This is a genomic window from Hymenobacter taeanensis (assembly GCF_013137895.1).
Taxonomy (GTDB): Bacteria; Bacteroidota; Bacteroidia; order Cytophagales; family Hymenobacteraceae; genus Hymenobacter; species Hymenobacter taeanensis.
In genome coordinates this window covers 926680-951598 of record NZ_CP053538.1, presented here as the reverse complement: position 1 = coordinate 951598, position 24919 = coordinate 926680, and the positions used below count along the sequence as shown (strand labels likewise).

General features: G+C 52.2%; 22 protein-coding genes, 4 tRNA genes and 1 pseudogene. All 27 read left to right on the top strand.

The window, feature by feature from the left end:
• Positions 1-23 precede the first annotated feature (23 nt).
• Positions 24-103, top strand: a tRNA-Tyr gene (locus tag HMJ29_RS04105).
• Between the two features lie 73 nt (positions 104-176).
• Positions 177-249 (top strand) — tRNA-Gly (locus tag HMJ29_RS04100).
• Positions 250-311: 62 nt separating this feature from the next.
• Positions 312-383 (top strand) — tRNA-Thr (locus tag HMJ29_RS04095).
• Between the two features lie 166 nt (positions 384-549).
• Positions 550-1737 (top strand): elongation factor Tu, encoded by a 1188-nt coding sequence (gene tuf / locus HMJ29_RS04090; protein WP_135431220.1) that lies wholly within the window; start codon positions 550-552, stop codon positions 1735-1737.
• A gap of 118 nt (positions 1738-1855) precedes the next feature.
• Positions 1856-1929: transfer RNA gene (locus HMJ29_RS04085), tRNA-Trp, on the top strand.
• Positions 1930-1982: 53 nt separating this feature from the next.
• Positions 1983-2177 carry a preprotein translocase subunit SecE gene (gene secE, locus HMJ29_RS04080; protein ID WP_171590271.1) on the top strand — a complete coding sequence of 65 codons (195 nt, stop codon included), beginning with the start codon at positions 1983-1985 and terminating at the stop codon, positions 2175-2177.
• 21 nt (positions 2178-2198) lie between these two features.
• Positions 2199-2765 carry a transcription termination/antitermination protein NusG gene (gene nusG, locus HMJ29_RS04075; RefSeq protein ID WP_088844289.1) on the top strand — a complete coding sequence of 189 codons (567 nt, stop codon included), beginning with the start codon at positions 2199-2201 and terminating at the stop codon, positions 2763-2765.
• A gap of 189 nt (positions 2766-2954) precedes the next feature.
• Positions 2955-3398 (top strand): 50S ribosomal protein L11, encoded by a 444-nt coding sequence (gene rplK, locus HMJ29_RS04070; RefSeq protein ID WP_171590270.1) that lies wholly within the window; start codon positions 2955-2957, stop codon positions 3396-3398.
• 18 nt (positions 3399-3416) lie between these two features.
• On the top strand, positions 3417-4112 hold the full coding sequence (rplA, locus tag HMJ29_RS04065; protein WP_171590269.1) for a 50S ribosomal protein L1: 696 nt from the start codon (positions 3417-3419) through the stop codon (positions 4110-4112).
• A 19-nt stretch (positions 4113-4131) separates the two neighbouring features.
• Entirely contained in the window at positions 4132-4686 is a 555-nt protein-coding gene (gene rplJ / locus HMJ29_RS04060; RefSeq protein WP_171590268.1) for a 50S ribosomal protein L10, read from the top strand.
• 64 nt (positions 4687-4750) lie between these two features.
• On the top strand, positions 4751-5131 hold the full coding sequence (gene rplL / locus HMJ29_RS04055; protein WP_171590267.1) for a 50S ribosomal protein L7/L12: 381 nt from the start codon (positions 4751-4753) through the stop codon (positions 5129-5131).
• 286 nt (positions 5132-5417) lie between these two features.
• Positions 5418-9293 carry a DNA-directed RNA polymerase subunit beta gene (gene rpoB / locus HMJ29_RS04050; RefSeq protein WP_171593253.1) on the top strand — a complete coding sequence of 1292 codons (3876 nt, stop codon included), beginning with the start codon at positions 5418-5420 and terminating at the stop codon, positions 9291-9293.
• An 81-nt stretch (positions 9294-9374) separates the two neighbouring features.
• Positions 9375-9956, top strand: a complete 582-nt coding sequence (locus HMJ29_RS04045) for a MolR family transcriptional regulator (RefSeq protein WP_171590266.1) — start codon at positions 9375-9377, stop codon at positions 9954-9956.
• Between the two features lie 263 nt (positions 9957-10219).
• Entirely contained in the window at positions 10220-14572 is a 4353-nt protein-coding gene (rpoC, locus tag HMJ29_RS04040) for a DNA-directed RNA polymerase subunit beta' (protein WP_171590265.1), read from the top strand.
• A 315-nt stretch (positions 14573-14887) separates the two neighbouring features.
• On the top strand, positions 14888-15235 hold the full coding sequence (locus tag HMJ29_RS04035; protein ID WP_171590264.1) for a DUF3467 domain-containing protein: 348 nt from the start codon (positions 14888-14890) through the stop codon (positions 15233-15235).
• Positions 15236-15354: 119 nt separating this feature from the next.
• Positions 15355-16230: a hypothetical protein gene (locus HMJ29_RS04030; RefSeq protein ID WP_171590263.1), complete on the top strand. Its 876-nt coding sequence runs from the start codon at positions 15355-15357 to the stop codon at positions 16228-16230.
• A gap of 218 nt (positions 16231-16448) precedes the next feature.
• Positions 16449-16877 (top strand): 30S ribosomal protein S12, encoded by a 429-nt coding sequence (gene rpsL / locus HMJ29_RS04025; protein WP_045688446.1) that lies wholly within the window; start codon positions 16449-16451, stop codon positions 16875-16877.
• An 84-nt stretch (positions 16878-16961) separates the two neighbouring features.
• Positions 16962-17429, top strand: coding sequence for a 30S ribosomal protein S7 (rpsG, locus tag HMJ29_RS04020; RefSeq protein WP_171590262.1), 468 nt, complete (start codon positions 16962-16964; stop codon positions 17427-17429).
• Between the two features lie 105 nt (positions 17430-17534).
• Positions 17535-19676: an elongation factor G gene (fusA, locus tag HMJ29_RS04015; protein WP_135529762.1), complete on the top strand. Its 2142-nt coding sequence runs from the start codon at positions 17535-17537 to the stop codon at positions 19674-19676.
• Positions 19677-19697: 21 nt separating this feature from the next.
• On the top strand, positions 19698-20003 hold the full coding sequence (rpsJ, locus tag HMJ29_RS04010) for a 30S ribosomal protein S10 (protein WP_022822123.1): 306 nt from the start codon (positions 19698-19700) through the stop codon (positions 20001-20003).
• Between the two features lie 171 nt (positions 20004-20174).
• Positions 20175-21461 carry an O-antigen ligase family protein gene (locus HMJ29_RS20655; protein WP_171590261.1) on the top strand — a complete coding sequence of 429 codons (1287 nt, stop codon included), beginning with the start codon at positions 20175-20177 and terminating at the stop codon, positions 21459-21461.
• A gap of 269 nt (positions 21462-21730) precedes the next feature.
• Positions 21731-22351 carry a 50S ribosomal protein L3 gene (gene rplC / locus HMJ29_RS04000; RefSeq protein WP_171590260.1) on the top strand — a complete coding sequence of 207 codons (621 nt, stop codon included), beginning with the start codon at positions 21731-21733 and terminating at the stop codon, positions 22349-22351.
• Positions 22352-22359: 8 nt separating this feature from the next.
• Positions 22360-22998 carry a 50S ribosomal protein L4 gene (gene rplD, locus HMJ29_RS03995; protein WP_135431245.1) on the top strand — a complete coding sequence of 213 codons (639 nt, stop codon included), beginning with the start codon at positions 22360-22362 and terminating at the stop codon, positions 22996-22998.
• A complete protein-coding gene (gene rplW, locus HMJ29_RS03990; RefSeq protein ID WP_088844276.1) occupies positions 22998-23285 on the top strand; it encodes a 50S ribosomal protein L23 in 288 nt (95 codons plus the stop codon). Before rplD ends, rplW begins: the two co-directional genes overlap by 1 nt.
• 39 nt (positions 23286-23324) lie before the next feature.
• On the top strand, positions 23325-24152 hold the full coding sequence (gene rplB / locus HMJ29_RS03985; RefSeq protein WP_135431249.1) for a 50S ribosomal protein L2: 828 nt from the start codon (positions 23325-23327) through the stop codon (positions 24150-24152).
• Between the two features lie 3 nt (positions 24153-24155).
• On the top strand, positions 24156-24434 hold the full coding sequence (gene rpsS, locus HMJ29_RS03980; RefSeq protein WP_088844274.1) for a 30S ribosomal protein S19: 279 nt from the start codon (positions 24156-24158) through the stop codon (positions 24432-24434).
• A gap of 2 nt (positions 24435-24436) precedes the next feature.
• Positions 24437-24775 (top strand): annotated as a pseudogene (rplV, locus tag HMJ29_RS03975) (50S ribosomal protein L22); the annotation flags it as partial.
• Positions 24776-24919: the final 144 nt, after the last annotated feature.

The window sequence follows — 24919 nt, the reverse complement described above, 5'->3', positions numbered from 1 at the left end:
AAATGGTGAGGAATATGCAAGCTGGGGGCGTCGCATAGCGGCAATTGCGGGTGACTGTAACTCACCTCCTTCGGGTTCAAAGGTTCGAGTCCTTTCGCCCCCACATATATCTGAGTTGTTGAAAGAATGAGGTAGTGGCCTAGGTTAGTATCTCGCTATTTCGCCACCTCACCTACGCGGGAGTAGCTCAGTTGGTAGAGCGGCAGCCTTCCAAGCTGCAGGTCGCGGGTTCGAACCTCGTCTCCCGCTCAGTGCAAAAGTTTGCTGGTTGAATTGTTGATTCGCTAGCGTACCTTTGTTGAACAGAATAAGCCGTTTTAGCTCAGTGGTAGAGCACTTCCTTGGTAAGGAAGAGGTCATGGGTTCAAATCCCATAAATGGCTCAGAATTACGAGTACCAACGGAATAGCTGGTCTACTCTGCTGGATCTGTCAGACAAGTAAAGCGACGTGCAGTCCTCACTAAACGGAGCTGCGTTTCGCTTTCTTGCAGTATAGCCACTTCGCTTTTTCCCCCTCTTTACTTCAAAGTCTCTTAATCTCTGTTACAATGGCCAAAGAAAATTTTGATCGTTCCAAGCCGCACGTGAACATCGGTACGATCGGGCACGTCGACCACGGCAAAACCACCCTGACCGCTGCAATCACCACGGTTCTGGCGAACAAAGGTCTGGCCGCTAAGCGTGACTTCTCGTCGATCGACAACGCTCCCGAAGAGAAAGAGCGTGGTATCACGATCAACACCGCTCACGTTGAATACGCTACCGAAAACCGTCACTACGCTCACGTTGACTGCCCTGGTCACGCTGACTATGTGAAGAACATGGTAACGGGTGCTGCCCAGATGGACGGTGCTATTCTCGTAGTAGCTGCTACCGACGGCCCAATGCCCCAGACTCGTGAGCACATCCTGCTTGCTCGTCAGGTAGGTGTACCTCAGCTGGTAGTGTTCATGAACAAAGTGGACATGGTGGATGACCCCGAACTGCTCGAGCTGGTGGAAATGGAAATCCGCGAATTGCTCTCGTTCTACGACTTCGACGGCGACAACATTCCAGTTATCCAGGGTTCTGCTCTAGGTGGCCTGAACGGCGACGCTAACTGGGTTCCCAAGATCGAGGAACTGATGGCTGCTGTTGATAGCTACATTCCAATTCCTGCTCGTCTGACCGACCTGCCCTTCCTGATGCCAGTAGAGGACGTGTTCTCTATCACGGGTCGTGGTACGGTTGCTACCGGCCGTATCGAGCGTGGTATCATCAACTCGGGTGAGCAAGTAGAAATCCTCGGTATGGGTGCTGAGAACCTCAAGTCGACCGTAACTGGTGTTGAGATGTTCCGCAAAATCCTTGACCGTGGTGAAGCTGGCGACAACGTAGGTCTGCTGCTCCGTGGTATTGAAAAGGAAGCCATCCGTCGTGGTATGGTTATCTGCAAGCCCGGTTCAGTTAAGCCTCACCAGAAGTTCAAAGCTGAGGTGTACGTTCTGTCGAAAGAAGAAGGTGGCCGTCACACGCCGTTCTTCAACAACTACCGTCCTCAGTTCTATTTCCGCACCACCGACGTAACCGGCATCATTTCGCTGGGTGAAGGCGTGGAAATGGTAATGCCTGGTGACAACGTAACCATCTCGGTTGAGTTGATCAACTCGGTAGCTATGGAAAAAGGTCTGCGTTTCGCTATTCGCGAAGGTGGTCGTACTGTAGGTGCTGGTCAGGTTACTGAAATCCTCGACTAATTTCTGCTAGAATAAGCCAATCCGCCCTCGATATTTTTCGGGGGCGGATTTGTTTTGTCTAAACACTTCAGTACATTTGCAGTCCCAATCCAGCACCTTGAAGGGTAGGGACGCATACACGGGCGTAGTTCAAGGGTAGAATAGAGGTCTCCAAAACCTTTGATGGGAGTTCGAATCTCTCCGCCCGTGCCATAAACAAGGCTGCCACTGCAGCCGCACCTACCAAGCCTAACCGGTGCCGCATCATGAGTAAGCTGACAAACTATTTCCGCGAAACCTCTGAGGAGATGCGTTACAAGGTAACGTGGCCTTCTTTAGAAGAACTACAGAAGAGCGCTGGCCTAGTGCTGCTCGGCTCGCTTCTTTTCGCTGCAGTAGTTGGCATCATGGATGTGGCGTTCAGCAAGAGCCTGGAAGCGTTTTACACTTCGTTCCGGTAAGCGGCAGAACACACGACGACAATGGGCGAGTTAAAATGGTATGTGGTCCGCTCAGTTAGCGGACAGGAGAAAAAAGCCAAAACCTATCTGGAAACAGAGATTGGCCGCCATGGTCTCTCTGATCTAGTGCCTCAGGTACTGATTCCAGTAGAGAAGGTGTTCGAGATGCGCAATGGCAAAAAGCGTGTGCGCGAAAGAAACCTTTATCCTGGCTATATCATTATTCATGCTGATCTGACGCACGGAGAAGTTGACCACATTATCACTAGCACCCCGGGAGTAATTGGGTTCCTCAGTGATAAAGAAGGGAAAGCAGCTAATCAGAACACGAAGCCAGTGCCTCTGCATATTTCTGAAGTGAACCGCATTCTCGGTATCGTGGACGAAGCAGAAGAACAAACAGCTACTCTAGAGACTCCATTCGTAGTAAACGAGCTGGTGAAGATTGTAGATGGTGGTTTTGCTGGAATGTCTGGTACAGTTTCGGAAGTTTTCGAAGAGCGTAAGAAGCTCAACGTAATTGTAAAAATATTCGGCCGTAGCACTCCAATGGAGCTGAGCTACACGCAGGTTGAAAAGGAGTCATAAGCTGATTTGAATTAAGGAGCTTAGAACTGAGAATCATCTGACTCTGAGTTCTAAGCTCTCTAATATAGCTTCAGCACAAGCAACGTCGCCAGTTATCCGCTCCGGATTGGCGGTGCTTCCACTAGGAGCAATCAAAAAAACTGAGGATGCTGCGTGTTACGATGCAGAATCCGAAGCCTTACAAACCAAATGGCCAAGGAAATTAGAGGTTATCTGAAGCTTCAGATAAAGGGAGGCGCCGCGAACCCCGCGCCGCCGGTTGGACCTGCACTTGGTAGCAAAGGCCTTAACATTATGGAGTTCTGCAAGCAGTTCAATGCTCGCACCCAGGATAAGGCCGGCCAAGTTTGTCCTGTACTCATCACCATGTACACCGACAAGTCGTTTGACTTCGTTGTGAAGACTCCTCCGGTGCCAGTTCTCCTTATGGAGGCTGCTAAGCTCCAGAGCGGTTCAAAAGAGCCTAACCGTAACAAGGTTGGCTCGGTGACCTGGGACCAGGTACGCACCATCGCTGAGACGAAGATGCCAGACCTGAATGCTTTCAAAGTGGAGTCGGCAATGCTGCAAGTAGCCGGTACGGCTCGCAGCATGGGCATCACTGTGTCGGGTGCTTCTCCTTTTGCTGAATAATCTAACGACGGAGAAGACATGGCACAAGTAAGCAAAAAGCGCAAGGAAGCCCTTGCTAAGCATGACCTGACCGAAGTTCGGAATCTGGTTGAAGCTGCCAAAGTGGTAAAGGACATCACCTATACCAAATTTGATGCTTCAGTAGATATCGATGTTCGCCTGGGTGTTGACCCCCGCAAAGCTGACCAGATGGTACGTGGCGTAGCAACGCTACCCCACGGTACCGGTAAAACTGTTCGCGTTCTGGCTCTCGTAACGGCTGACAAAGAAGCTGAAGCAACTGCTGCTGGCGCTGACTTCGTTGGTCTGGACGATTATATCGCCAAGATCGAGAAAGGCTGGACTGACATTGACGTAATCATCACAATGCCATCAGTTATGGCTAAGGTTGGTCGTCTGGGTCGCGTACTAGGTCCTCGTGGCCTGATGCCTAACCCTAAGTCTGGTACGGTTACAACTGATGTAGCTAAAGCTGTACAGGAGGTGAAAGCTGGTAAAATCGACTTCAAAGTTGACAAGACTGGTATCATCCACTGCTCAGTAGGCAAAGTGTCGTTCGACGAGCAGAAGCTCGCTGAAAACGCTATCGAAGTAATCCAGACGCTTCAGCGTCTGAAGCCTTCTTCGGCTAAAGGTACGTACATCAAGAGCATCACGCTTTCGAGCACTATGTCTCCTGCTGTTCCGGTTGACACCTCGGTAACTTCCGCATAATTTTAATCAACACGACGATATGATCCGGGAAGAAAAACAAGCCCTCGTCGACGAGTTGAGCGAGAAGTTCCAATCGCACAACGCGTTCTACATTGCCGATGCTTCGGGAATGTCGGTGGCGAAAATCAACGAATTCCGTCGCCTGTGCTTCAACCGCGGTATGGAGTTCAAGGTGTACAAGAATACGTTCATCCGTAAGGCGCTCGATACTCTCGGTACCGATACTACGGAGATGGACGCTGCACTGAAAGGCCAGTCGGGCATCCTGTTCTCGAAAGAGTCAGGCAATGCTCCTGCTAAACTGCTGCAGGATTTTTATAAAGCACAGAACTACGGCAAAAACGTAGAGCCGAAGCCTGCTCTGAAAGGTGCTTACGTAGATGCTAGCATCTATATCGGCGCTAATCAACTGAGCGGCCTCAGCACGCTGAAAGGTAAAAACGAGCTCATCGGTGAAGTTATCGGTCTGCTCCAGTCGCCTGCCAAAAACGTTATCTCTGCTCTGTCAAGCGGTGGCAACATTCTGGCTGGCCTCATCAAAACGCTTTCCGAAAAAGAAGAGGTTGCAGGCTAACCGCTGCTCATCTTTTTCACTTTCAATTTCTTTTAATAACCCCCCTTTTTAACAATCTACAGAAATGGCAGATTTGAAAGCATTCGCCGAGCAGCTCGTTAGCCTGACGGTAAAAGAAGTAAACGAACTGGCTACTATCCTGAAGGACGAGTACGGCATTGAGCCCGCTGCTGCTGCTCCCGTAATGATGGCTGGTGGTGGCGCTGGCGCTGCTGCTGACGCTCCTGAGGAGAAGACCTCGTTCGACGTAATCCTGAAGTCGGCTGGTGCTGGCAAACTGGCTGTGGTGAAACTGGTGAAAGACCTGACCGGTCTGGGCCTGAAAGAAGCCAAAGAACTGGTTGACGGTGCTCCCAAGGCCCTGAAAGAAGGTGTTGCTAAAGACGAAGCTGAGTCGCTGAAGAAGCAACTGGAAGAAGCCGGCGCTGAAGTAGAAGTTAAGTAATTTCTGCTGCCTGCTCTTAAAACCAGCAAATATGGAGAGGCCTGGCAACTAAGCCAGGTCTTTTCCTGTTTGTAGGCAACAAACTAGTCGGAAGTTCGTTTGCACGCCGCTTTGCGGCTTTTTGTGCCTACGGACGCTGAAGCGCAAAGTTTTGCTTTGCGCTTTCGTGCGCCAACAACTTCTCATTTTTTCAAGGTAGTAGTACTGCTATTGCCCTGAACTGGATTCTCTCAGTGTCCATTTCCTAACCCCACATACATTGGCTACACCGAAAGCACAGACAGGTCTGCAAAAACTGCAGGCGGCTGACGAGCGGATCAACTTCGCCAAGATTAAAAAGGTTATTGAGTACCCGGATTTCCTGGACGTGCAGGTTCGCTCGTTCATGGATTTCTTCCAGTTGGAAACGGCTGCCGAGAACCGTACCGATGAGGGTCTCTTCAAAGTATTCGCCGAGAACTTTCCGATTTCGGACTCGCGCGAGAACTTCGTGCTGACCTTTATTGACTACCACGTCGACCCGCCTAAGTACTCAGTAGATGAGTGCATCGACCGGGGCCTGACGTACTCGGTACCGCTGAAAGCTAAGTTGCGCCTGGTCTGCAATGACACGGACAACGAAGATTTCGAGACGATCGAGCAGGAAGTGTTCTTGGGTAACATCCCTTACATGACCGAGAAGGGCTCGTTCGTAATCAACGGTGCTGAGCGTGTTATTGTATCGCAGCTGCACCGTTCACCCGGTGTATTCTTTGCGCAGAGCAAGCACACCAACGGCACTAAGCTGTACTCGGCCCGTATTATTCCGTTCAAAGGCTCGTGGATTGAATTTGCCACGGACGTGAACAATGTGATGTACGCGTACATCGACCGGAAGAAGAAGTTTCCGGTTACTACGCTGCTTCGCGCCATCGGTTACGGCACCGACAAAGATATCTTGGACCTGTTCGGGCTATCGGAGGAAGTGAAGGCCGATAAGAAGAACCTTAAGAAGGCAGTAGGCCGCAAGCTGGCCGCTCGGGTGCTCCGCACCTGGACGGAAGACTTCGTGGATGAGGATACCGGTGAAGTGGTATCTATTGACCGGAACGAGGTACTGCTGGAGCGCGACTCTACTATCGAGGAAGAGGACATTGACACCATCCTGAACGCTGGTGCTAAGTCGGTAATTCTGCACCGCGAGAATGTAAACATTGCGGACTACGCAATTATTTACAACACCCTGCAGAAGGACAACTCTAACTCGGAGAAAGAAGCCGTTGAGCAAATCTACCGTCAGCTCCGTAACACGGAAGCTCCCGACGAAGAGACTGCCCGCGACATCATCCAAAAGCTATTCTTCTCGGATAAGCGCTACGACCTTGGTGACGTAGGCCGCTACCGTATTAATAAGAAGCTGGGTATTGACACGAACTGGGATGCCCGCGTGCTGACCAACGAGGATATCGTTCTCATCGTGAAATACCTGATCGGTCTGATCAACTCGAAGGCCATTGTCGATGACATTGACCACTTGAGCAATCGTCGTGTACGCACGGTAGGGGAGCAGTTGTACGCCCAGTTCGGCGTAGGCTTAGCCCGTATGGCGCGTACTATCAAGGAGCGCATGAACGTGCGCGACAACGAGGACTTCAAGCCAGTTGATCTGATCAACGCTCGTACTCTGTCGAGCGTAATCAACTCGTTCTTCGGTACGAACCAGCTTTCGCAGTTTATGGACCAGACTAACCCTCTGGCCGAGGTGACGCACAAGCGTCGTGTATCGGCACTGGGGCCAGGAGGTCTGTCGCGGGAGCGTGCTGGTTTCGAAGTACGTGACGTTCACTACACCCACTACGGCCGTCTCTGCACTATCGAAACGCCGGAAGGACCAAACATTGGTCTGATTTCGTCGCTTTGCGTGCACGCCCGAGTAAACTCCATGGGCTTCATCGAAACTCCTTACCGCACTGTTGAGAACGGTAAGGTGGATACGACGGAGAACGTGAAGTACCTGACGGCTGAAGAGGAAGATACTCACCACATCGCGCAGGCTAACGCCCGCATCGATGAAGAGGGTAACTTCATCAACGAGCTGGTAAAAGGTCGTTTCGAAGGTGACTTCCCCGTAGTAGGTCCCGACGAGTACAGCTACATGGACGTAGCTCCTAACCAGATTGTATCGGTAGCTGCTTCGCTGATTCCGTTTCTGGAGCATGACGATGCTAACCGTGCCCTGATGGGTTCGAACATGCAACGTCAGGCAGTACCGTTGCTGAAGGCGGAGGCCCCCATCGTGGGCACTGGCCTAGAGGGGCGCGTAGCAATTGACTCGCGCACTCTGGTAGTAGCCGAGGGCGACGGTGTAATTGACTACGTAGATGCTAACCGCATTGTAGTGAAGTACGACCTGACGGAAGACGATATCCTCGTAAGCTTCGATGCTGAGAAGATTTCGTACGACCTGATCAAGTTCCGTCGGACCAACCAGGACACCTGCATCAACCTGACGCCTCTCGTGAAGAAGGGCGAGCGGGTAGTGAAAGGACAGCCACTCTGCGAAGGCTACGGCACGAACAAAGGTGAGCTGGCCCTGGGCCGCAACATGCAGGTGGCATTTATGCCATGGCAGGGCTACAACTTCGAGGATGCTATCGTAATCTCGGAGAAAGTAGTACGCGACGACATCTTCACCTCAATTCACATTGAGGAGTTTGAGTTGGAAGTACGCGAGACCAAGCGTGGCGAAGAAGAGCTGACCTCGGAGATTCCGAACGTAAGCGAAGAAGCCGTGCGTAACCTCGACGATAACGGCATCATCCGTCTGGGTGCTGAGGTTCGCGAGGGCGATATCCTCATCGGTAAGATCACGCCTAAGGGCGAGACCGATCCAACCCCAGAAGAGAAGCTACTCCGCGCCATCTTCGGTGACAAAGCTGGCGACGTGAAGGATGCCTCGCTTAAGGCGCCACCTTCCCTGAATGGTGTAGTTATCGGTACCAAGCTGTTCTCACGTCCTAAGAAAGACAAAAACCTGCGGGCCAAGTCCAAGAAGGAAGTAGAAGAGCTGAAGGATTCGTATGCTAAGGAACTGCGCGGTATCAAAGCCGTGATGGTTGAAAAGCTGGTGCAGCTACTGGAAGGCAAAACCTCCCAGGGTGTGAAGCACAAGTTTGGCGACGAAATCATCTCGAAGGGTGTGAAATTTGGCAAGAAGAACATTGCTGAAAACCTCTTCCCCGAGAAGAACCCCTACAAGGACGAGAGCAACTACGCTGTTCCCGAAGAGGTGAACATGTTTAAGGACCTCGTGCTGGAAGGGTGGACTGCTGACGCTCGCGTTAACAGCATGGTGCTGGACCTGGTGAAAAACTACGCCAAGAAGCGTAACACCATCACGGCTCGCTTCAAGCGCGACCGGTTCACGCTGGAGGTAGGTGACGAACTCCCCGCTGGTATCGTGCAGCTGGCCAAAGTTTACATCGCCAAGAAGCGTAAGCTGAAGGTGGGTGATAAAATGGCAGGTCGTCACGGTAACAAGGGTGTGGTAGCCCGCATCGTGCGCGATGAGGACATGCCCTTCCTGCCCGACGGTACTCCGATGGACATCGTGCTCAACCCGCTTGGTGTACCAAGCCGGATGAACATCGGTCAGATCTACGAGACTGTATTGGGCTGGGCTGGCTTGAAGCTGGGCCGTACCTACGCTACCCCAATTTTCGATGGTGCTACCGAAGAGGAAGTATCGCGTGAGTTGACGGAAGCAGGCCTACCAACCTTCGGCCGTGCTTATCTGCACGATGGTCTGACTGGTCAGCGTTTTGACCAGCCGGTAACCGTTGGGGTAATTTATATGCTGAAGCTAGGCCACTTGGTTGATGACAAGATGCACGCCCGTTCAATCGGACCGTACTCGCTCATCACTCAGCAGCCGCTCGGTGGTAAAGCTCAGTTCGGTGGTCAGCGCTTCGGCGAAATGGAAGTATGGGCTCTTGAGGCCTTCGGTGCTTCCAACGTCCTCCAAGAAATTCTGACGGTGAAGTCGGATGACGTGGTAGGCCGCGCTAAAGCGTACGAAGCCATTGTAAAAGGTGACGTACTGCCCAAGCCGAATATCCCTGAGTCATTTAACGTACTCATCCACGAGCTACGCGGTCTGGCTCTGGAAATCACGCTTGACTGAGGTTTGAAAGTAGTGGCTGCTGATGCGCAAGTATCGGCAGCTACTTTTCAAGTCTTTAAATACTGAATAAGAAGTAGCCAGATGAAACCGCAGAAATTCTACTTCGACGACGAAGAGGAAGGATTGGCAATTCAAACCAGCCACCCCAACTTCACCGCTGTGGTAAAAGAAGAATTCTACTTCGACTGCGTAGACGATTTCTCCCCTTTCGGTAATGATGATGGCGCTGATGCTCTACTCTCATTAACCGAGTGGTACCAAGAAACCAGAGGGAGAAACAAGATTGTCAACTGGTTATTTCGAACCATTGATGAGTACGGGTTTTCCTATCAAAGCAAATGGGCTTCAGGCTTAGTAAGTGCTGAGGAACTTCAGAAGCTTGAAAAGGAAGATCCAAGTTTCATTGGGTGTATGGACCGGACAATCATCGGCGTAGGATTTGGCCAATGCAAAATCACGGGAAGCATTAATGTAGAGTTAAAGCAGCTTGTAAAAACTGCAATTGCGCGGCAGAAAATGATTCACGAGAAAGACCTAGCAAAAGGCAAGCAAATACACGGTGACGTTGGGAATGATTTCGGAAACGATGAAAAGCTGCTTAGGGAATACTTAGATCGGCTTGATATCATGGAAAGAGATTTATCCGCATTCAAAGAAGCTTAATCAAAACATAGTAATCATAGCTCAATAGACTCATCATATCTGATGTTCCGAGACATGGTCAGAACATCATCAGAGAGGATTAAAGAGTCTTGCACAGCTTGATCTAGAAGTATAGACCTGGCGAAAAACTACTGCGTGGCGTACCTGTCCGACCCGTAGAGCACTTTTCGCAGAGTCGAACTGTTATGTTCTTTCCGACCACTCTTAAGACTGGCGGAACCAACGGACAGATAAAAGCCACCAGCTAACAACAGCTACTCTACATGGCGTTTGCAAAAAACAAAAAACTGGTACAGGACTTCTCGAAAGTTACCATTTCGCTGGCCTCGCCCGAATCCATTTTGGAGCGGTCGAACGGTGAGGTTGTAAAGCCTGAGACGATCAACTACCGGACGTACAAGCCCGAAATGGGTGGCTTGTTCTGCGAGCGGATTTTCGGTCCCGTGAAGGACTGGGAATGCCACTGCGGTAAATACAAGCGCATCCGGTACAAAGGCATCATCTGCGACCGTTGCGGCGTAGAGGTGACCGAGAAGAAAGTACGTCGGGAGCGGATGGGCCACATCGAACTGGTGGTGCCCGTTGCGCACATCTGGTACTTCAAGTCCCTACCCAACAAGATCGGCTATCTGCTAGGCCTGCCTACCAAGAAGCTTGATCAGATTATTTATTATGAGCGCTACGTAGTAGTGCAGCCGGGTGTACTGGGCGAAGAAGGCGTGCAGCAGCTCGACTTCCTCACCGAGGACGAATACCTCGACATCATCGACAAGCTCCCCCGCGAGAACCAGATGCTGCCGAACGAGGATCCGAATAAATTCATTGCCCGTATGGGTGCTGATGCTCTGCAGCTGTTGCTGGAGCGCATCAACCTCGACGAGCTGTCGTACTCATTGCGTGACTCTGCTGCGCACGAGACTTCGCAGCAGCGTAAGGCTGAGGCTCTGAAGCGTCTGCGCGTAGTGGAAGCTTTCCGTGATGCCGCAACCCGCGTGGAGAACAAGCCCGAGTGGATGGTCATCCGCATGGTGCCAGTTATTCCCCCGGAATTGCGCCCACTGGTTCCATTGGATGGTGGCCGTTTCGCTACTTCCGACTTGAACGACCTGTACCGTCGCGTGATCATCCGTAACAACCGCCTCAAGCGCCTGATTGAAATTAAGGCTCCTGAAGTGATTCTGCGGAACGAGAAGCGCATGCTGCAGGAAGCAGTAGACTCGCTCTTCGACAACTCACGTAAGGTTAACGCCGTGCGTGCCGAGGGTAACCGCGCGCTGAAGTCGCTGTCTGACATGCTGAAAGGCAAGCAGGGCCGCTTCCGTCAGAACCTGCTCGGTAAGCGTGTTGACTACTCTGGTCGTTCGGTTATTGTAGTAGGCCCCGAGCTGAAACTGCACGAGTGCGGTCTGCCCAAGAACATGGCAGCTGAGCTGTTCAAGCCGTTTATCATCCGTAAGCTCATCGAGCGCGGTATCGTGAAGACGGTGAAGTCGGCTAAGAAAATCGTTGACCGCAAGGACGCCGTAGTATGGGACATCCTGGAGAATGTGCTGAAAGGCCACCCAGTGCTCCTGAACCGTGCTCCTACGCTGCACCGCTTGGGTATCCAGGCGTTCCAGCCCCGTCTCATCGAGGGTAAGGCTATCCAGCTGCACCCACTAGTGTGTACGGCTTTCAACGCTGACTTTGACGGTGACCAGATGGCTGTGCACGTTCCCCTGGGACCGGCCGCTATCCTGGAAGCCTCTATGCTGATGCTGGCGTCGCACAACATCCTGAACCCCGCCAACGGCGCGCCCATCGCGGTACCGTCGCAGGACATGGTTCTAGGCCTGTACTACGTAACCAAAGGCAAGCGCAGCACTGAAGAGGAGAGCATCCAAGGCGAAGGCCGCATGTTCTACTCCGACGAGGAAGTGGTTATTGCTATCAACGAAGGTCAACTTTCGAAGCACGCCTATATTAAGGTGCGCACGAAGGTTCGTGACGAGGAAGATAACCTCGTAACGAAGATCATCGAGACGGTGGCTGGCCGCGTGCTATTCAACCAGCTCGTACCAGAAGAAGTAGGTTTCGTGGATGAACTGCTGACGAAGAAGAAGCTTCAGCAGATCATCTCGATGGTGTTCAAGCGTACGGGCATGGCCCGCACGGCGCAGTTCCTCGACGACATCAAGACGCTGGGCTTCCAGTCGGCTTACAAAGGTGGTCTATCAATGGGTCTGGGCGACATCCAGATTCCGAAAGAGAAGGATGCCCTGGTTCTGCAAGCGCAGAACGACGTGAAGGCCGTTACTCAGAACTACCAGATGGGTCTGATTACCGACAATGAGCGTTACAACCAGGTTATCGACATCTGGACCCGCATCAACAACCAAATCACTGAAACCCTCATGGGTCGCCTCGAAAAGGAGAACCAGGGCTTCAACTCGATTTACATGATGATGCACTCCGGTGCTCGTGGCTCGCGTGAGCAGATCCGTCAGCTCGGCGGTATGCGGGGTCTGATGGCTAAGCCACAGAAGTCGCTGCAGGGCTCGGTAGGTGAGATTATCGAAAACCCGATTCTGTCTAACTTCAAAGAAGGCCTAGACGTAATCGAGTACTTCATCTCTACCCACGGTGCCCGTAAGGGTCTGGCCGACACCGCTCTGAAGACGGCTGACGCCGGCTACCTGACGCGTCGTCTGGTGGACGTATCGCAGGATGTTATCGTAAACGAAAACGACTGCGGCACTCTCCGTGGCATCGAAACCTTCGCTCTGAAGGATAACGAGGACATCGTAGAGCCGCTGGCTGAGCGTATCCTGGGTCGTGTAGCAGTACACGATATCATCGATCCGCTGACCGACGAGGTGATTCTGACGGCTGGTGACGAAATCACGGAAGAAATCACGCGTCGTATCGACAACACCAGCATCGAATCGGTGGAAATCCGTTCGGTACTGACTTGTGAGTCGAAGCGTGGTATCTGCGCCCGTTGCTACGGCCGTAACCTGTCGTCGGGCCGCATGGTACAGAAAGGTGAGGCTGTAGGCGTAATTGCTGCTCAGTCGATCGGTGAACCCGGCACCCAGCTGACCCTGCGTACCTTCCACGTAGGTGGTACTGCCTCGAACATTGCCGTTGAAGCTAGCATCCGTGCTAAGTTCGCCGGTGTGGTGGAGTTCGAAGACATCCGGACCGTTGAAACTGCTAACGCCGATGGCGAGCCAGTGAAAGTGGTAATGGGTCGTTCGGGCGAAATTCGTATCGTGGAGAAAGGCACCGGTAAGGTGTTCATCTCGAACCACGTTCCATACGGCTCATTCCTGCTGGTTGACGAAGGTCAAGAAGTAGAGAAAGGCCAGGAGCTGAATAACTGGGACCCCTACAACGCCGTTATTCTGGCCGAGTTTGATGGTACCATTCAGTATGACGCCATCACCGAAGGTATCACTTACCGCGAGGAGTCGGACGAACAGACTGGTCACCGCGAGAAAGTGATTATCGAATCGAAAGCCAAGGACCAGAACCCCTCGATCATCGTGCGCCCCGGCAAGAAGGGCGACATGGAAGGCTCAAAGGGCTACAGCATCCCGGTAGGTTCGCACTTGAACGTAGAGAATGGCGAGAAAATCAAGGCTGGTCAGATTCTGGCCAAGATTCCGCGTGCCGTGGGCAAAACCCGCGACATTACCGGTGGTCTGCCCCGCGTTACGGAGCTTTTCGAAGCTCGTAACCCCTCGAACCCGGCTGTTGTGTCGGAAATCGACGGTGTAGTAACCTACGGTACGGTGAAGCGTGGTAACCGTGAAATCTTCGTGGAGTCGAAAGACGGCGTCAAGAAGAAGTACATGGTGCCGCTTTCTAAGCACATTCTGGTGCAGGACAACGACTTCATCCGGGCTGGTATGCCGCTCTCCGATGGTGCTATCACGCCGTCCGACATCCTGAGCATTCAGGGTCCCGGTGCGGTGCAGGAGTACCTCGTGAACGAGATTCAGGAAGTATACCGTTTGCAGGGTGTGAAGATCAACGACAAGCACATCGAGGTGGTAGTTCGCCAGATGATGCAGAAAGTCGTGATCCTCGACGCCGGCGATACGACCTTCCTGGAGCATCAGGTTATCGACAAGATCGTGTTCATGGAAGAAAACGATACCATCATCGACATGAAGGTGGTAACGAATGCCGGCGACTCGACCAACTTGAAGCCTGGCCAGATTGTGAGTGCCCGTCGCCTGCGCGACGAGAACTCCAGCCTGCGTCGTCGCGACTTGGCTCTGGTAGAAGTACGCGAAGCACAGCCGGCCGTATCGCGGCCCACGCTGCAGGGTATCACCCAGGCTTCGTTGGGTACGCAGTCGTTCATCTCGGCCGCTTCCTTCCAGGAGACGACCAAGGTGCTGTCGGAAGCTGCCATCCGTGGCAAGGCCGACGAACTGCTGGGCCTGAAGGAGAACGTAATCGTAGGTCACCTCATTCCGGCCGGTACCGGTCTGCGCGAATACACGCGTCAGGTCGTGGGCTCGAAGGAGGATTTCGAAGCCGCTCAAGCTGCGAAGACCGACGAAGCTGCGGCTCCTACCAAGCGCCCCGCCCGGGCCTCACGCCGCGAGTCCGTATCGGAGTAGTTTTGAAGTAGCGTAAATAGGAGAAGCCGGCCGAAGCAATTCGGTCGGCTTTTTCTGTTATTTGACGATATTATGAGCTTGAAAAAGACAGGCTATATATCACTTATGGTGTGCTCCACTTGGTTACTTTTCTACCATGTTATTATGCTAGTATTTGCTGTTGTCAATAGCTTTAATAATCAGCTTGATCAAGATGCTTTTGATGTTATTGGGTATGTAAGCGTGTTGCTAACTACGGTTATCTCTATTTTTACCATTTATGTGAGTAGGCAAAGGCTCATGCAACTGAAATCAGAGCACAAACAATAACTCGACATGCAACCCAACCAACCAGCAGATCCTAACGCCCCACAACAACCCCAGGACCCCAATGCCATCAGCATTGAGCTATCGGAGGAAATTGCCGAAGGGCAGTACGCCAACCTGGCGATGATTGCGCACAGCACGAGCGAATTCGTTATCGACTTTATACGGTTGATGCCAGGTTTACCGAAGGCTAAGGTAAAAGCGCGGATTGTGATTACGCCCGAGCATGCGAAGCGCTTGGTTACTGCTCTAACCGAAAACCTAGACCGATACGAAAAGGCATACGGTCCCATTAAGGTGCAGCCTGACGCTCAGGGGTACCCAATGGGTTTTGGTGGCACGATGGGAGAGGCCTAGAAAGTAGAATAATGCAACGGGTGTAACGGCTTTTACCGGGATGGTAAAAGCCGTTGCTGATTTAAAGACAATTCTAGACCAGTCGAGAACAGGTGACTCTAGGCTGGTATCTTTACGGAATGAACTACCTGATCTACCTGGCCTACGGCTCAGCGGACATTCGTAACGAAGCTTTCTATAGCATCCTTTCATATGACCAGGTAACTCCTACAAGGGCGGATACTCAGATACTGATTTATACAGATGATGCTACGCCTTTTCAGGAGGTGCTAGGCCACCGTCCCGATGTTCAGTACCCGGCCGTGGAATCGGAGCAGTGGCAAGCGTGGCTGGGAGCGGTGAATAAAGTGTACCTGCTGAAGATTGGAGTGCTGGAGCATGCCGCGGCACACTACCCCGGTAACATGTTCTTCCTCGATACCGACACTATCTGGCGTAAAGATCCTAGGCCACTTTTTGAGCAAGTAGAAGCCGGTACATTCTATATGCATCAGAACGAGGGCAAGCTAATCAGTGGCAATACGCTCAGCCGTAAAGTATATAAGCACCTACGTGGCCATGGGTGGCCTAGCGGTGGTCATACGATGCGCGTAACTCCCGAAACAGAGCTGTTTAATTCCGGAGTGCTGGCATTCCGCAGTGACAAAGCCTATCTGCTGCGCGAGGTTATGGCACTAGCCGAGCAGCTCTACGCTACCTATAACAAGCACATGATGGAGCAGCTGGCGTGGAGCCTGCGCTTCGCGGTAGAAGGTCCTATTGCTGATGTGCCGGACTATCTGTGGCACTACTGGAATCTGAAGGATGCTAGGCCAGTTATCTCACAGGTAGTAGCCAAGTATGGCAAACAGTCTCAACTATTGGGGCAACTAGATAAGCTCAACCTGCCGATGATACATCAGCAGGAACTGGCCTACCGCAACCTCCCGAGCTGGCAGCGGACGCTCCGCAAGCTAGTAGGGCAGCGCTGGAAGATGCCGCAGTTAGAAGTTTGAACCGGTGGTAGGGGAGGGGCCAACTGTTTGGAACAGTCATAAGCACCATTTAAACACTACCGTAACCATTATTTAAACTCCGGCAAGCAGCCTCAAAAAAGCGGGCTGGGTTTCTCTAAAATTATCTATTTCAACCCGTTTGCTATTTCAACCCATCTTCTATACCTTTGCAAGCCTAATTTTTGGGAGAGAACCCTCCTTGACAAAACATTCCATAAATGCCTACTATCAACCAGTTAGTACGAAAAGGCCGCGAGAAGCTGACGACGAAGTCGAAGTCGCCCGCCCTTGATTCGTGCCCGCAGCGCCGTGGCGTTTGCACTCGCGTGTATACCACTACGCCTAAGAAGCCAAACTCGGCTATGCGTAAAGTTGCCCGCGTGCGTCTGACCAACGGCAAAGAAGTTAATGCCTACATCCCAGGTGAAGGCCACAACCTGCAGGAGCACAGCATCGTGCTGATCCGTGGTGGCCGTGTGAAAGACCTTCCCGGTGTGCGTTACCACATCATCCGTGGTGCTCTTGACACCGCTGGCGTAAACGGTCGTCTGCAGCGTCGTTCTAAGTATGGCGCTAAGCGTCCGAAGCCAGGCCAAGCTGCCGCAGCAGGCAAAGGCGGTAAACCAGCACCCGGCAAGAAAAAGTAATTGAACGAGTGAGGTAGTGCCCAGTGCCGGATAGCACATGGTTCTTATCCCACTGCTCGCTACTTACCACTCATTTCTACACCCATGAGAAAGTCAAAACCAAAGAAGCGCATCCTCCTGCCCGACCCCAAGTACAAGGAGACGCTGGTAACCCGTTTCGTCAACTACATGATGTATGACGGGAAGAAAAACCTGGCCTACACCATTTTCTACGATGCTTGCGAGCTAGTAGAGCAGCGCACTAAAGAGAGTGGCGTAGAGATGTGGCGCAAAGCCCTGAACAACGTAATGCCAACCGTAGAAGTGAAGAGCCGCCGTGTAGGTGGTGCTACCTTCCAGGTGCCTACCGAAGTTCGCCCTGACCGTCGTATCGCTGTAGGCTCGAAGTGGTTGATTCAGTACGCTCGTCGTCGTGGTGAGAAAACCATGAAAGACAAGCTGGCTGGCGAAATCATTGCCGCTGCTAAAGGTGAGGGTGCTGCCGTTAAGAAAAAGGACGACACCCACCGGATGGCCGAAGCCAACAAGGCCTTCTCGCACTTCCGCTTCTAATTTAGACAGACAGGGGCTTTAGAAGTTGGTAGCTCTGGGAATGAGAAAAGTGATTTTCGTGTTCCCCAAGCTCAACTACTGAAGTCCCTACGTCACAAAAAAGCAATGGCTGTAAACAAAGACCTGCAATACCTCCGGAACATCGGGATTATGGCGCACATCGACGCCGGTAAGACCACGACTTCGGAGCGCATTCTCTACTATACCGGTAAGACCCACAAAATCGGGGAGGTGCACGAAGGTGCTGCCACGATGGACTGGATGGAGCAGGAGCAGGAGCGTGGTATCACCATCACGTCGGCTGCTACTACTACCTTCTGGAACTACCCTACCGTACAGGGTGATCCAACGCCGGAGACCAAGCAATACAAAATCAACCTGATCGATACCCCCGGTCACGTGGACTTCACCGTAGAGGTGGAACGTTCACTGCGTGTTCTGGACGGTGCCGTAGCTCTGTTCTGCGCCGTTTCGGGCGTAGAGCCGCAGTCGGAGACCGTGTGGCGTCAGGCTGACAAATACAAAGTGCCGCGCATCTGCTTCGTAAACAAGATGGACCGCGCTGGTGCTGACTTCTTCAAGGCTGTTAACGAGATCAAGGAGAAACTGGGCGCAACCCCCGTGCCTCTGCAAATCCCGATTGGCGCTGAAGATACCTTCAAAGGTGTAGTTGACCTGCTCACTGGCAAAGCCATCGTGTGGGACGACGAAACCCAGGGCAAAACCTACAAGGAAATCCCTGTTCCCGAGGACCTCGTGGATACGGTTGCCGAGTGGCGTGAGAAGCTCGTAGAAAGCGTAGCTGAATACGACGACACGCTGATGGAGAAGTTCTTTGATGATCCAGACTCCATTACCCGCGAAGAAATGATGGTGGTAATCCGCAAAGCGGTTATCGACATGAAGTTCTCGCCCGTAATGTGCGGTTCGGCCTTCAAAAACAAGGGTGTACAGTCGATGCTGGATGCCGTTATGGCCTACCTGCCTTCGCCGCTGGATATGCCTGCCATCATCGGTACCAACCCCGATACTGGTGAGGAAATCGAGCGTCACCCCGACAATGACGAGCCCTTTACTGCTCTGGCATTCAAAATTGCTACCGACCCGTTCGTAGGCCGTCTGTGCTTCTTCCGCTGCTACAGCGGTCAGCTCGACGCTGGTTCGTACGTGTTCAACAACCGCACCGGCAAAAAGGAGCGTATCTCGCGCCTGATGCAGATGCACTCCAACAAGCAGAACCCCATCGACAAGATCCAGGCCGGTGACATTGCTGCTGGTGTTGGTTTCAAAGACATCAAAACCGGTGACACGCTGACCGACGAGAAGTCGCGCGTAGTTCTGGAATCGATGTCCTTCCCTGAGCCCGTTATCGGTTACGCCATTGAGCCCAAAACTCAGGCCGACGTTGATAAGATGGGTATGGCTATTGCCAAGCTTGTAGAAGAAGATCCTACCCTAGTGGTACAGACTGACCCCGAGACGGGCCAGACCGTACTGAAAGGTATGGGTGAGCTTCACCTAGAAATCATCATCGACCGTATGCGTCGTGAGTTCAAGGTAGAGATCAACCAGGGTGCTCCTCAGGTGGCCTACAAAGAGGTTCTCACCAAAACAGTTGAGCACCGCGAGACTTACAAGAAGCAGACGGGTGGTCGTGGTAAATTCGGTGACATCGTATTCGAACTCGGTCCGAAACTGACCGACCCAGAGAAACCAGGTCTGGAGTTCGTAAACGATATCACGGGTGGTGTTATCCCCCGCGAATTCATCGCTCCGGTTCAGAAAGGCTTCGAAGAAGCTATGAAGAACGGTCCGCTGGCTGGCTTCCCTATTGAAGGCATGCGTGTACGTCTGTTCTTCGGTTCTTACCACGATGTTGACTCGGACGCCCTGTCGTTCGAACTCGCTGCTCGTGGTGGCTTCCGTGAGGCTGGCAAGCAGGCTGGTCCGAAACTGCTCGAGCCCATCATGGCTGTAGAAGTAGTATCGCCAGACGAGTACACCGGCTCGGTAACGGGTGACCTGAACCGTCGTCGGGGTATTATGAAAGGTATGGACACCAAGGGTGGTGCTAATGTTATCAAGGCTGACGTTCCGCTGTCGGAGCTGTTCGGTTACGTAACGTCGCTGCGTACCATCTCTTCGGGCCGTGCTTCGGCTTCGCTCACGTTCTCGCACTATGATCAGGTGCCGCAGAACTTGGCCGAAGGCATCATCGCTAAGCAAAAGGGTAACGCCATTCGCTAATCCGCTTTCTCATTAATTGACATGAACCAGAAAATTCGCATCAAACTGAAATCCTACGACCACAACCTGGTGGACAAATCGTCGGAGAAGATTGTGAAGGCGGTGAAGGCTACGGGCGCTATCGTAAGCGGTCCTATTCCACTGCCAACCGATAAGGAAAAATTCACCGTTCTACGTTCGCCCCACGTAAACAAGAAGTCGCGTGAGCAATTCCAACTCTGCACCTACAAGCGTCTCGTTGACATCTACTCGACCTCGTCGAAGACCGTAGATGCGCTGATGAAGCTGGAGCTGCCTAGCGGCGTAGACGTTGAGATCAAAGTCTGAGGACTGATTCCCGACTAATTAGGAACAACACCTCATCGATTCTTCGGAGTCGGTGGGGTGTTTTCGTTTTAATCGGTGCAACTTGTGGCGTAAGATGTAAGCTCTGCCGTATGATAGAGCTTTTGACAGCGGTAACTTTACTACAAGTCCGCTTATTCCGTACCCGCTTGCATGCCCTCCTCACTCAGTTCACAACTGACTATTCCACGAATATTAACGGCTAGCACCGTTTTTTGCGCCTGCGTAATTGTAGGCCTGTTTACAAGTACATTCTTTCGTATTCTCCCGAGCATCGGCATTGTAGGCGTGCTGTTATGTGGCCTACTCTCTTTTATTCTCCACGGTGATTCCTATACCCGTAACAGTAGAGCGGTCTATCTGCCCTTCGTACTCATTTACGGGATACATGCGGCATCGGGTCTGCTGACTAGTAACGCCAATTTGCGAGAGTATGAACGGGACATTGTGTTGCAGCTACCCTTTCTGGCATTACCTATTGGCTTTTGGCTTTTGCCCCCAATCCCAACCCGGCAGTTGCGTCTGCTTTGGTATTTGTTGATTGTGGTTACCGTCGTTAGTGCTGCAATAAGCACAGGCAACTACTTGTTCCATATAGACGAGATCAATGAGCTATACCTGCGTTCCAAGGTAATGCCCACTGAGCCAGATCATATTCGGTTCAGTCTCATTGTTACGTTGGCCATAGCAGTAGGCGCAGTGCTACTAGGCCAGTCAAAGTTGGAGCCACGTACTCGTACGATGCTACGAGTAGCAGTTATAGGCCTAGCCTTGTATCAGCATCTATTAGCTGTGCGAAGTGGCTTAGTAACCTTCTACGTGCTGGGGGGAATAGCCTTGCTTTGGCTGGTCCTGTACCGTAAGCAATATAAGAGAGCAACTGGCCTAGGAAGTATTCTGGTAGTACTTCCATTACTCAGCTACCTCTGCTTTCCAACCTTCAGAAATAAGTCGGCTAACACTCGAGAAGATGTAGGGCGAGTCGAGCATACAGCTTCCGCTAATAACTATTCCCTGGTTGGGCGGGTGTACTCGTACAAGGTAGCCTTGAAGGTTGTGGAAGATAATCCTTGGTTCGGTGTAGGTAAGGCAGACATGGAGCAAGAGCTAGCTCAGCATTACAAGCGAGAGTTTCCGAACATTCAGCCAGAGGCCTACATTTTGCCGCACAACCAATTCTTGTTTACTACCGTGGCACTTGGTTGTGTAGGAGTAGTCTTATTCATTATAGGGTTTTACTACCCTGGCATTACGAGCGGCACACGCTACGCCCCACTGCTGCTAACCCAATATATAATTGTTACTATATCATTTTTGGTGGAGTACACTATTGAGACGCAGATAGGCATTGCTTTCTCTCTGTTTTTCCTGCTACTAGCTTTAGAAGGGGCAAAGAAGGAAAATAATGAATCAGCAGAGGGGCTCTGGCGTCCTTGTTAGGCCTATTGGATTTTTCCGAAGGAATAGCTTAAGAGAATTTTATTGAAAAAGGTATTTCGTGGGAATCGAAAAGCACAAGTGATAGGGTAGGGGTAAAGGAAGTCATTAACTATTAGAAAGAGAGGTTTGATGGGAGCTAAGTAAGTGACGCTGAAAATATTTCAGAAGGTAGGTAGCTTATAACGTAACAATTTCCTAGCTTTGCACTCCATTTCCGAAAACGCCACTTGGGCGTTTTCAAGTGTGTCTTTTTCTAAAACCCCAATCGAATGCCTGGCATCATCGGTAAAAAAATCGGTATGACAAGCCTCTTCACTCCGGACGGGAAGAACATTCCCTGCACGCTCATTGAAGCGGGTCCGTGCGTAGTGACGCAGGTTAAGACCATCGAAACGGACGGCTACACTGCCATCCAGCTCGGCTACGGCGAGAAAAAAGCCAAGAATACCACCAAAGCACTGGCTGGTCACTTCGCTAAAGCCGGAACCACCCCCAAGAAAAAACTCGTTGAGTTCCGTACCGACGAGGTTGCCAATTTCGCCGCTGGCGCTACTATCGACGCTTCCCTCTTCGAAGAAGGTGAATTCGTTGATGTAGTTGGTACCTCAAAAGGTAAAGGTTTCCAGGGCGTTGTGAAACGCTACAACTTCGCCGGTGTTGGTGGCCAGACTCACGGTCAGCACAACCGTCTGCGTCACCCCGGTTCTATCGGTGCTTGCTCCTGGCCTTCGCGCGTATTCAAAGGAATGCGCATGGGTGGCCGTATGGGTAACGACCGTGTGAAAGTGCAGAACCTGAAGGTGATGCGCATTGTAGCCGACAAAAACCTCATCCTGGTGAGCGGCTCGGTTCCCGGTGCCAAGAACTCTTTCGTGGTCCTGGAAAAATAACCTAGCAAATGGAACTGTCAGTATATAACATCAAAGGCGAAGACACCGGCCGTAAGGTTACCCTGTCTGACGCCATCTTCGGTCTGGAGCCGAACGAGCACGTGATGTATCTCGACGTGAAGCAGTACTTGGCCAACCAGCGCCAGGGCACGCACAAGTCGAAGCAGCGTAACGAAGTGCACGGCACTACCAAGAAGCTGAAGAAGCAAAAAGGCACCGGTGGTGCTCGCGCCGGCTCTATGAAGTCAGGTGTATTCGTAGGTGGTGGCCGTATGTTCGGTCCTCAGCCCCGCGACTACGGCTTCAAGCTGAACAAAAAAACCAAGCGTCTTGCTCGTCTGTCGGCTCTCTCGAGCCTCGCTAAGGATGGCAAAGTAGCGCTGGTGGAAAACATCACGCTGTCGGCCCCCAAGACCAAGGATTTCCTAGACATCCTGAACGGTCTGAAGCTGAACAACGGCAAGAAGACGCTGCTCGTAACGGGCGCAGTTGATAAAAACGTGGTGCTGTCGGCCCGTAACATCCAGAAAGTAAGTGTTGCTACCCCCGTAGCTCTAAACACGCACGATCTGCTGAACACTGACACGCTGCTGCTGTCGGAGGATGGCCTGACGGCATTGGAACAACTCTATACCACTGCTGAGTAATGAGCATCCTGAAGAAGCCCATCGTGACCGAGAAGGCCACGGCTCTGAACGAAAAAGGCCAGTATGCCTTCGAAGTAGCCATCGACGCTAACAAGGTTCAGATCAAAAAAGAGATTGAGCAACTGTACGGGGTAACGGTAACGGGCATCAGCACGATCCGTACCATCGGCAAGCTGAAATCTAAGTTCACGAAAGGCGGATCAGTTTCCGGCCGTCGTGCACATGGCAAGCGTGCCGTGGTAACCGTGAAAGAAGGCGACGTAATCGACTTCTATAGCGGCCTGTAAGCCCGCCTTTTCGCAAAGAGCATTTTCTAAGCTAGAGTAATGGCACTCAAAAAACTAAGACCAACATCACCGGGTCAGCGCTTCCGCATTGCACCGGCCTTCGACGAGATTACTGCGTCGACGCCGGAGAAGTCGCTGTTGGCACCCATGAAAAACTCCGGTGGCCGTAACAACTCGGGCAAAATGTCTAACCGCTACATCGGTGGTGGACATAAAGCCAAGTATCGTATCATTGACTTCAAGCGTGACAAAGCTGGTGTTCCAGCCACGGTGAAGACGATTGAGTACGACCCTAACCGCACGGCCCGTATCGCTCTGCTGAGCTACGCCGACGGTGAAAAGCGCTACATCATTGCTCCTGCCGGTGTAACCGTAGGTGCAACAGTAGTGTCGGGTACGGGTGTGGCCCCGGAAGTAGGCAATGCCCTTCCCCTCCGCGAGATTCCGCTGGGAACTATCGTCCACAACATTGAGTTGATGCCCGGCAACGGTGCAGCAATGGCTCGGTCGGCTGGAACATACGCTCAGTTGGTAGCCCGCGAAGACAAATACGCCACCCTGAAACTGCCTTCCGGCGAGATGCGCATGGTACTCGTGACCTGCATGGCTACGGTAGGTACTGTGTCGAACGGTGACCACATGAACGTACGCCTCGGCAAAGCCGGTCGTAACCGTTGGTTGGGTCGTCGTCCACGTGTTCGTGGTGTTGCAATGAACCCTGTCGATCACCCAATGGGTGGTGGTGAAGGTAAGTCGTCGGGTGGTCACCCACGTAGCCGTAACGGCATCTTCGCTAAGGGTCAGAAGACTCGCAACAAGAACAAGTACTCCGAGCAGCTCATCGTTAACCGTAAAGGCAAGAAGTAATCAATGGCACGTTCACTAAAAAAAGGGCCGTACATTGACTTCCGGCTCGAGAAGAAAGTAACGGCAATGGAAGAAACCGGCAAAAAGTCGGTGGTGAAGACCTGGTCTCGCCGCTCGATGATTTCTCCGGATTTCGTAGGCCACACCTTCGCCGTTCACAACGGCAATAAGTTCATCCCGGTATATGTGACGGAGAACATGGTAGGACACAAACTCGGTGAGTTTGCCCCGACCCGTAACTTCCGCGGCCACATTGCCAAGAAAGATAAAGGCAAGCGCTAAGAATGGAAGCAGTAGCTAAACTCCGTAACGTGCCTACCTCGCCGCGCAAGATGCGCTTGGTAGCCAACCTGGTGCGCGGTCAGAAAGTGACCCGTGCTCTCGGCCTGCTGAAGTTCGAGGCTAACTCGGGCGCTGCTCGCATCGAAAAACTGCTCCTGTCGGCTTTGGCCAACTGGCAGCAGAAAAACGAAGACGAGCGTATCGAGGATGCGAACCTCTACATCAAAGAGATTTTCGTGGATGAAGGTCGCCAGCTGAAGCGTCTGCGCCCCGCCCCTCAGGGCCGTGGCCACCGCATCCGCAAGCGCAGCAACCACGTGACGCTGGTGATTGATTCTAAAGTAGTACCGCTGGGTAGCAAAGCTGCCACTCTGCAAGCTGCTGAGAGCAAGCCCGCCGCTACTACTGCTGAAGCCGCTCCGAAGAAAACTCGTCGTAGCAGCGCAGCCAAGAAATCCACTGAAACCACGGCGGAAGCCACCGCA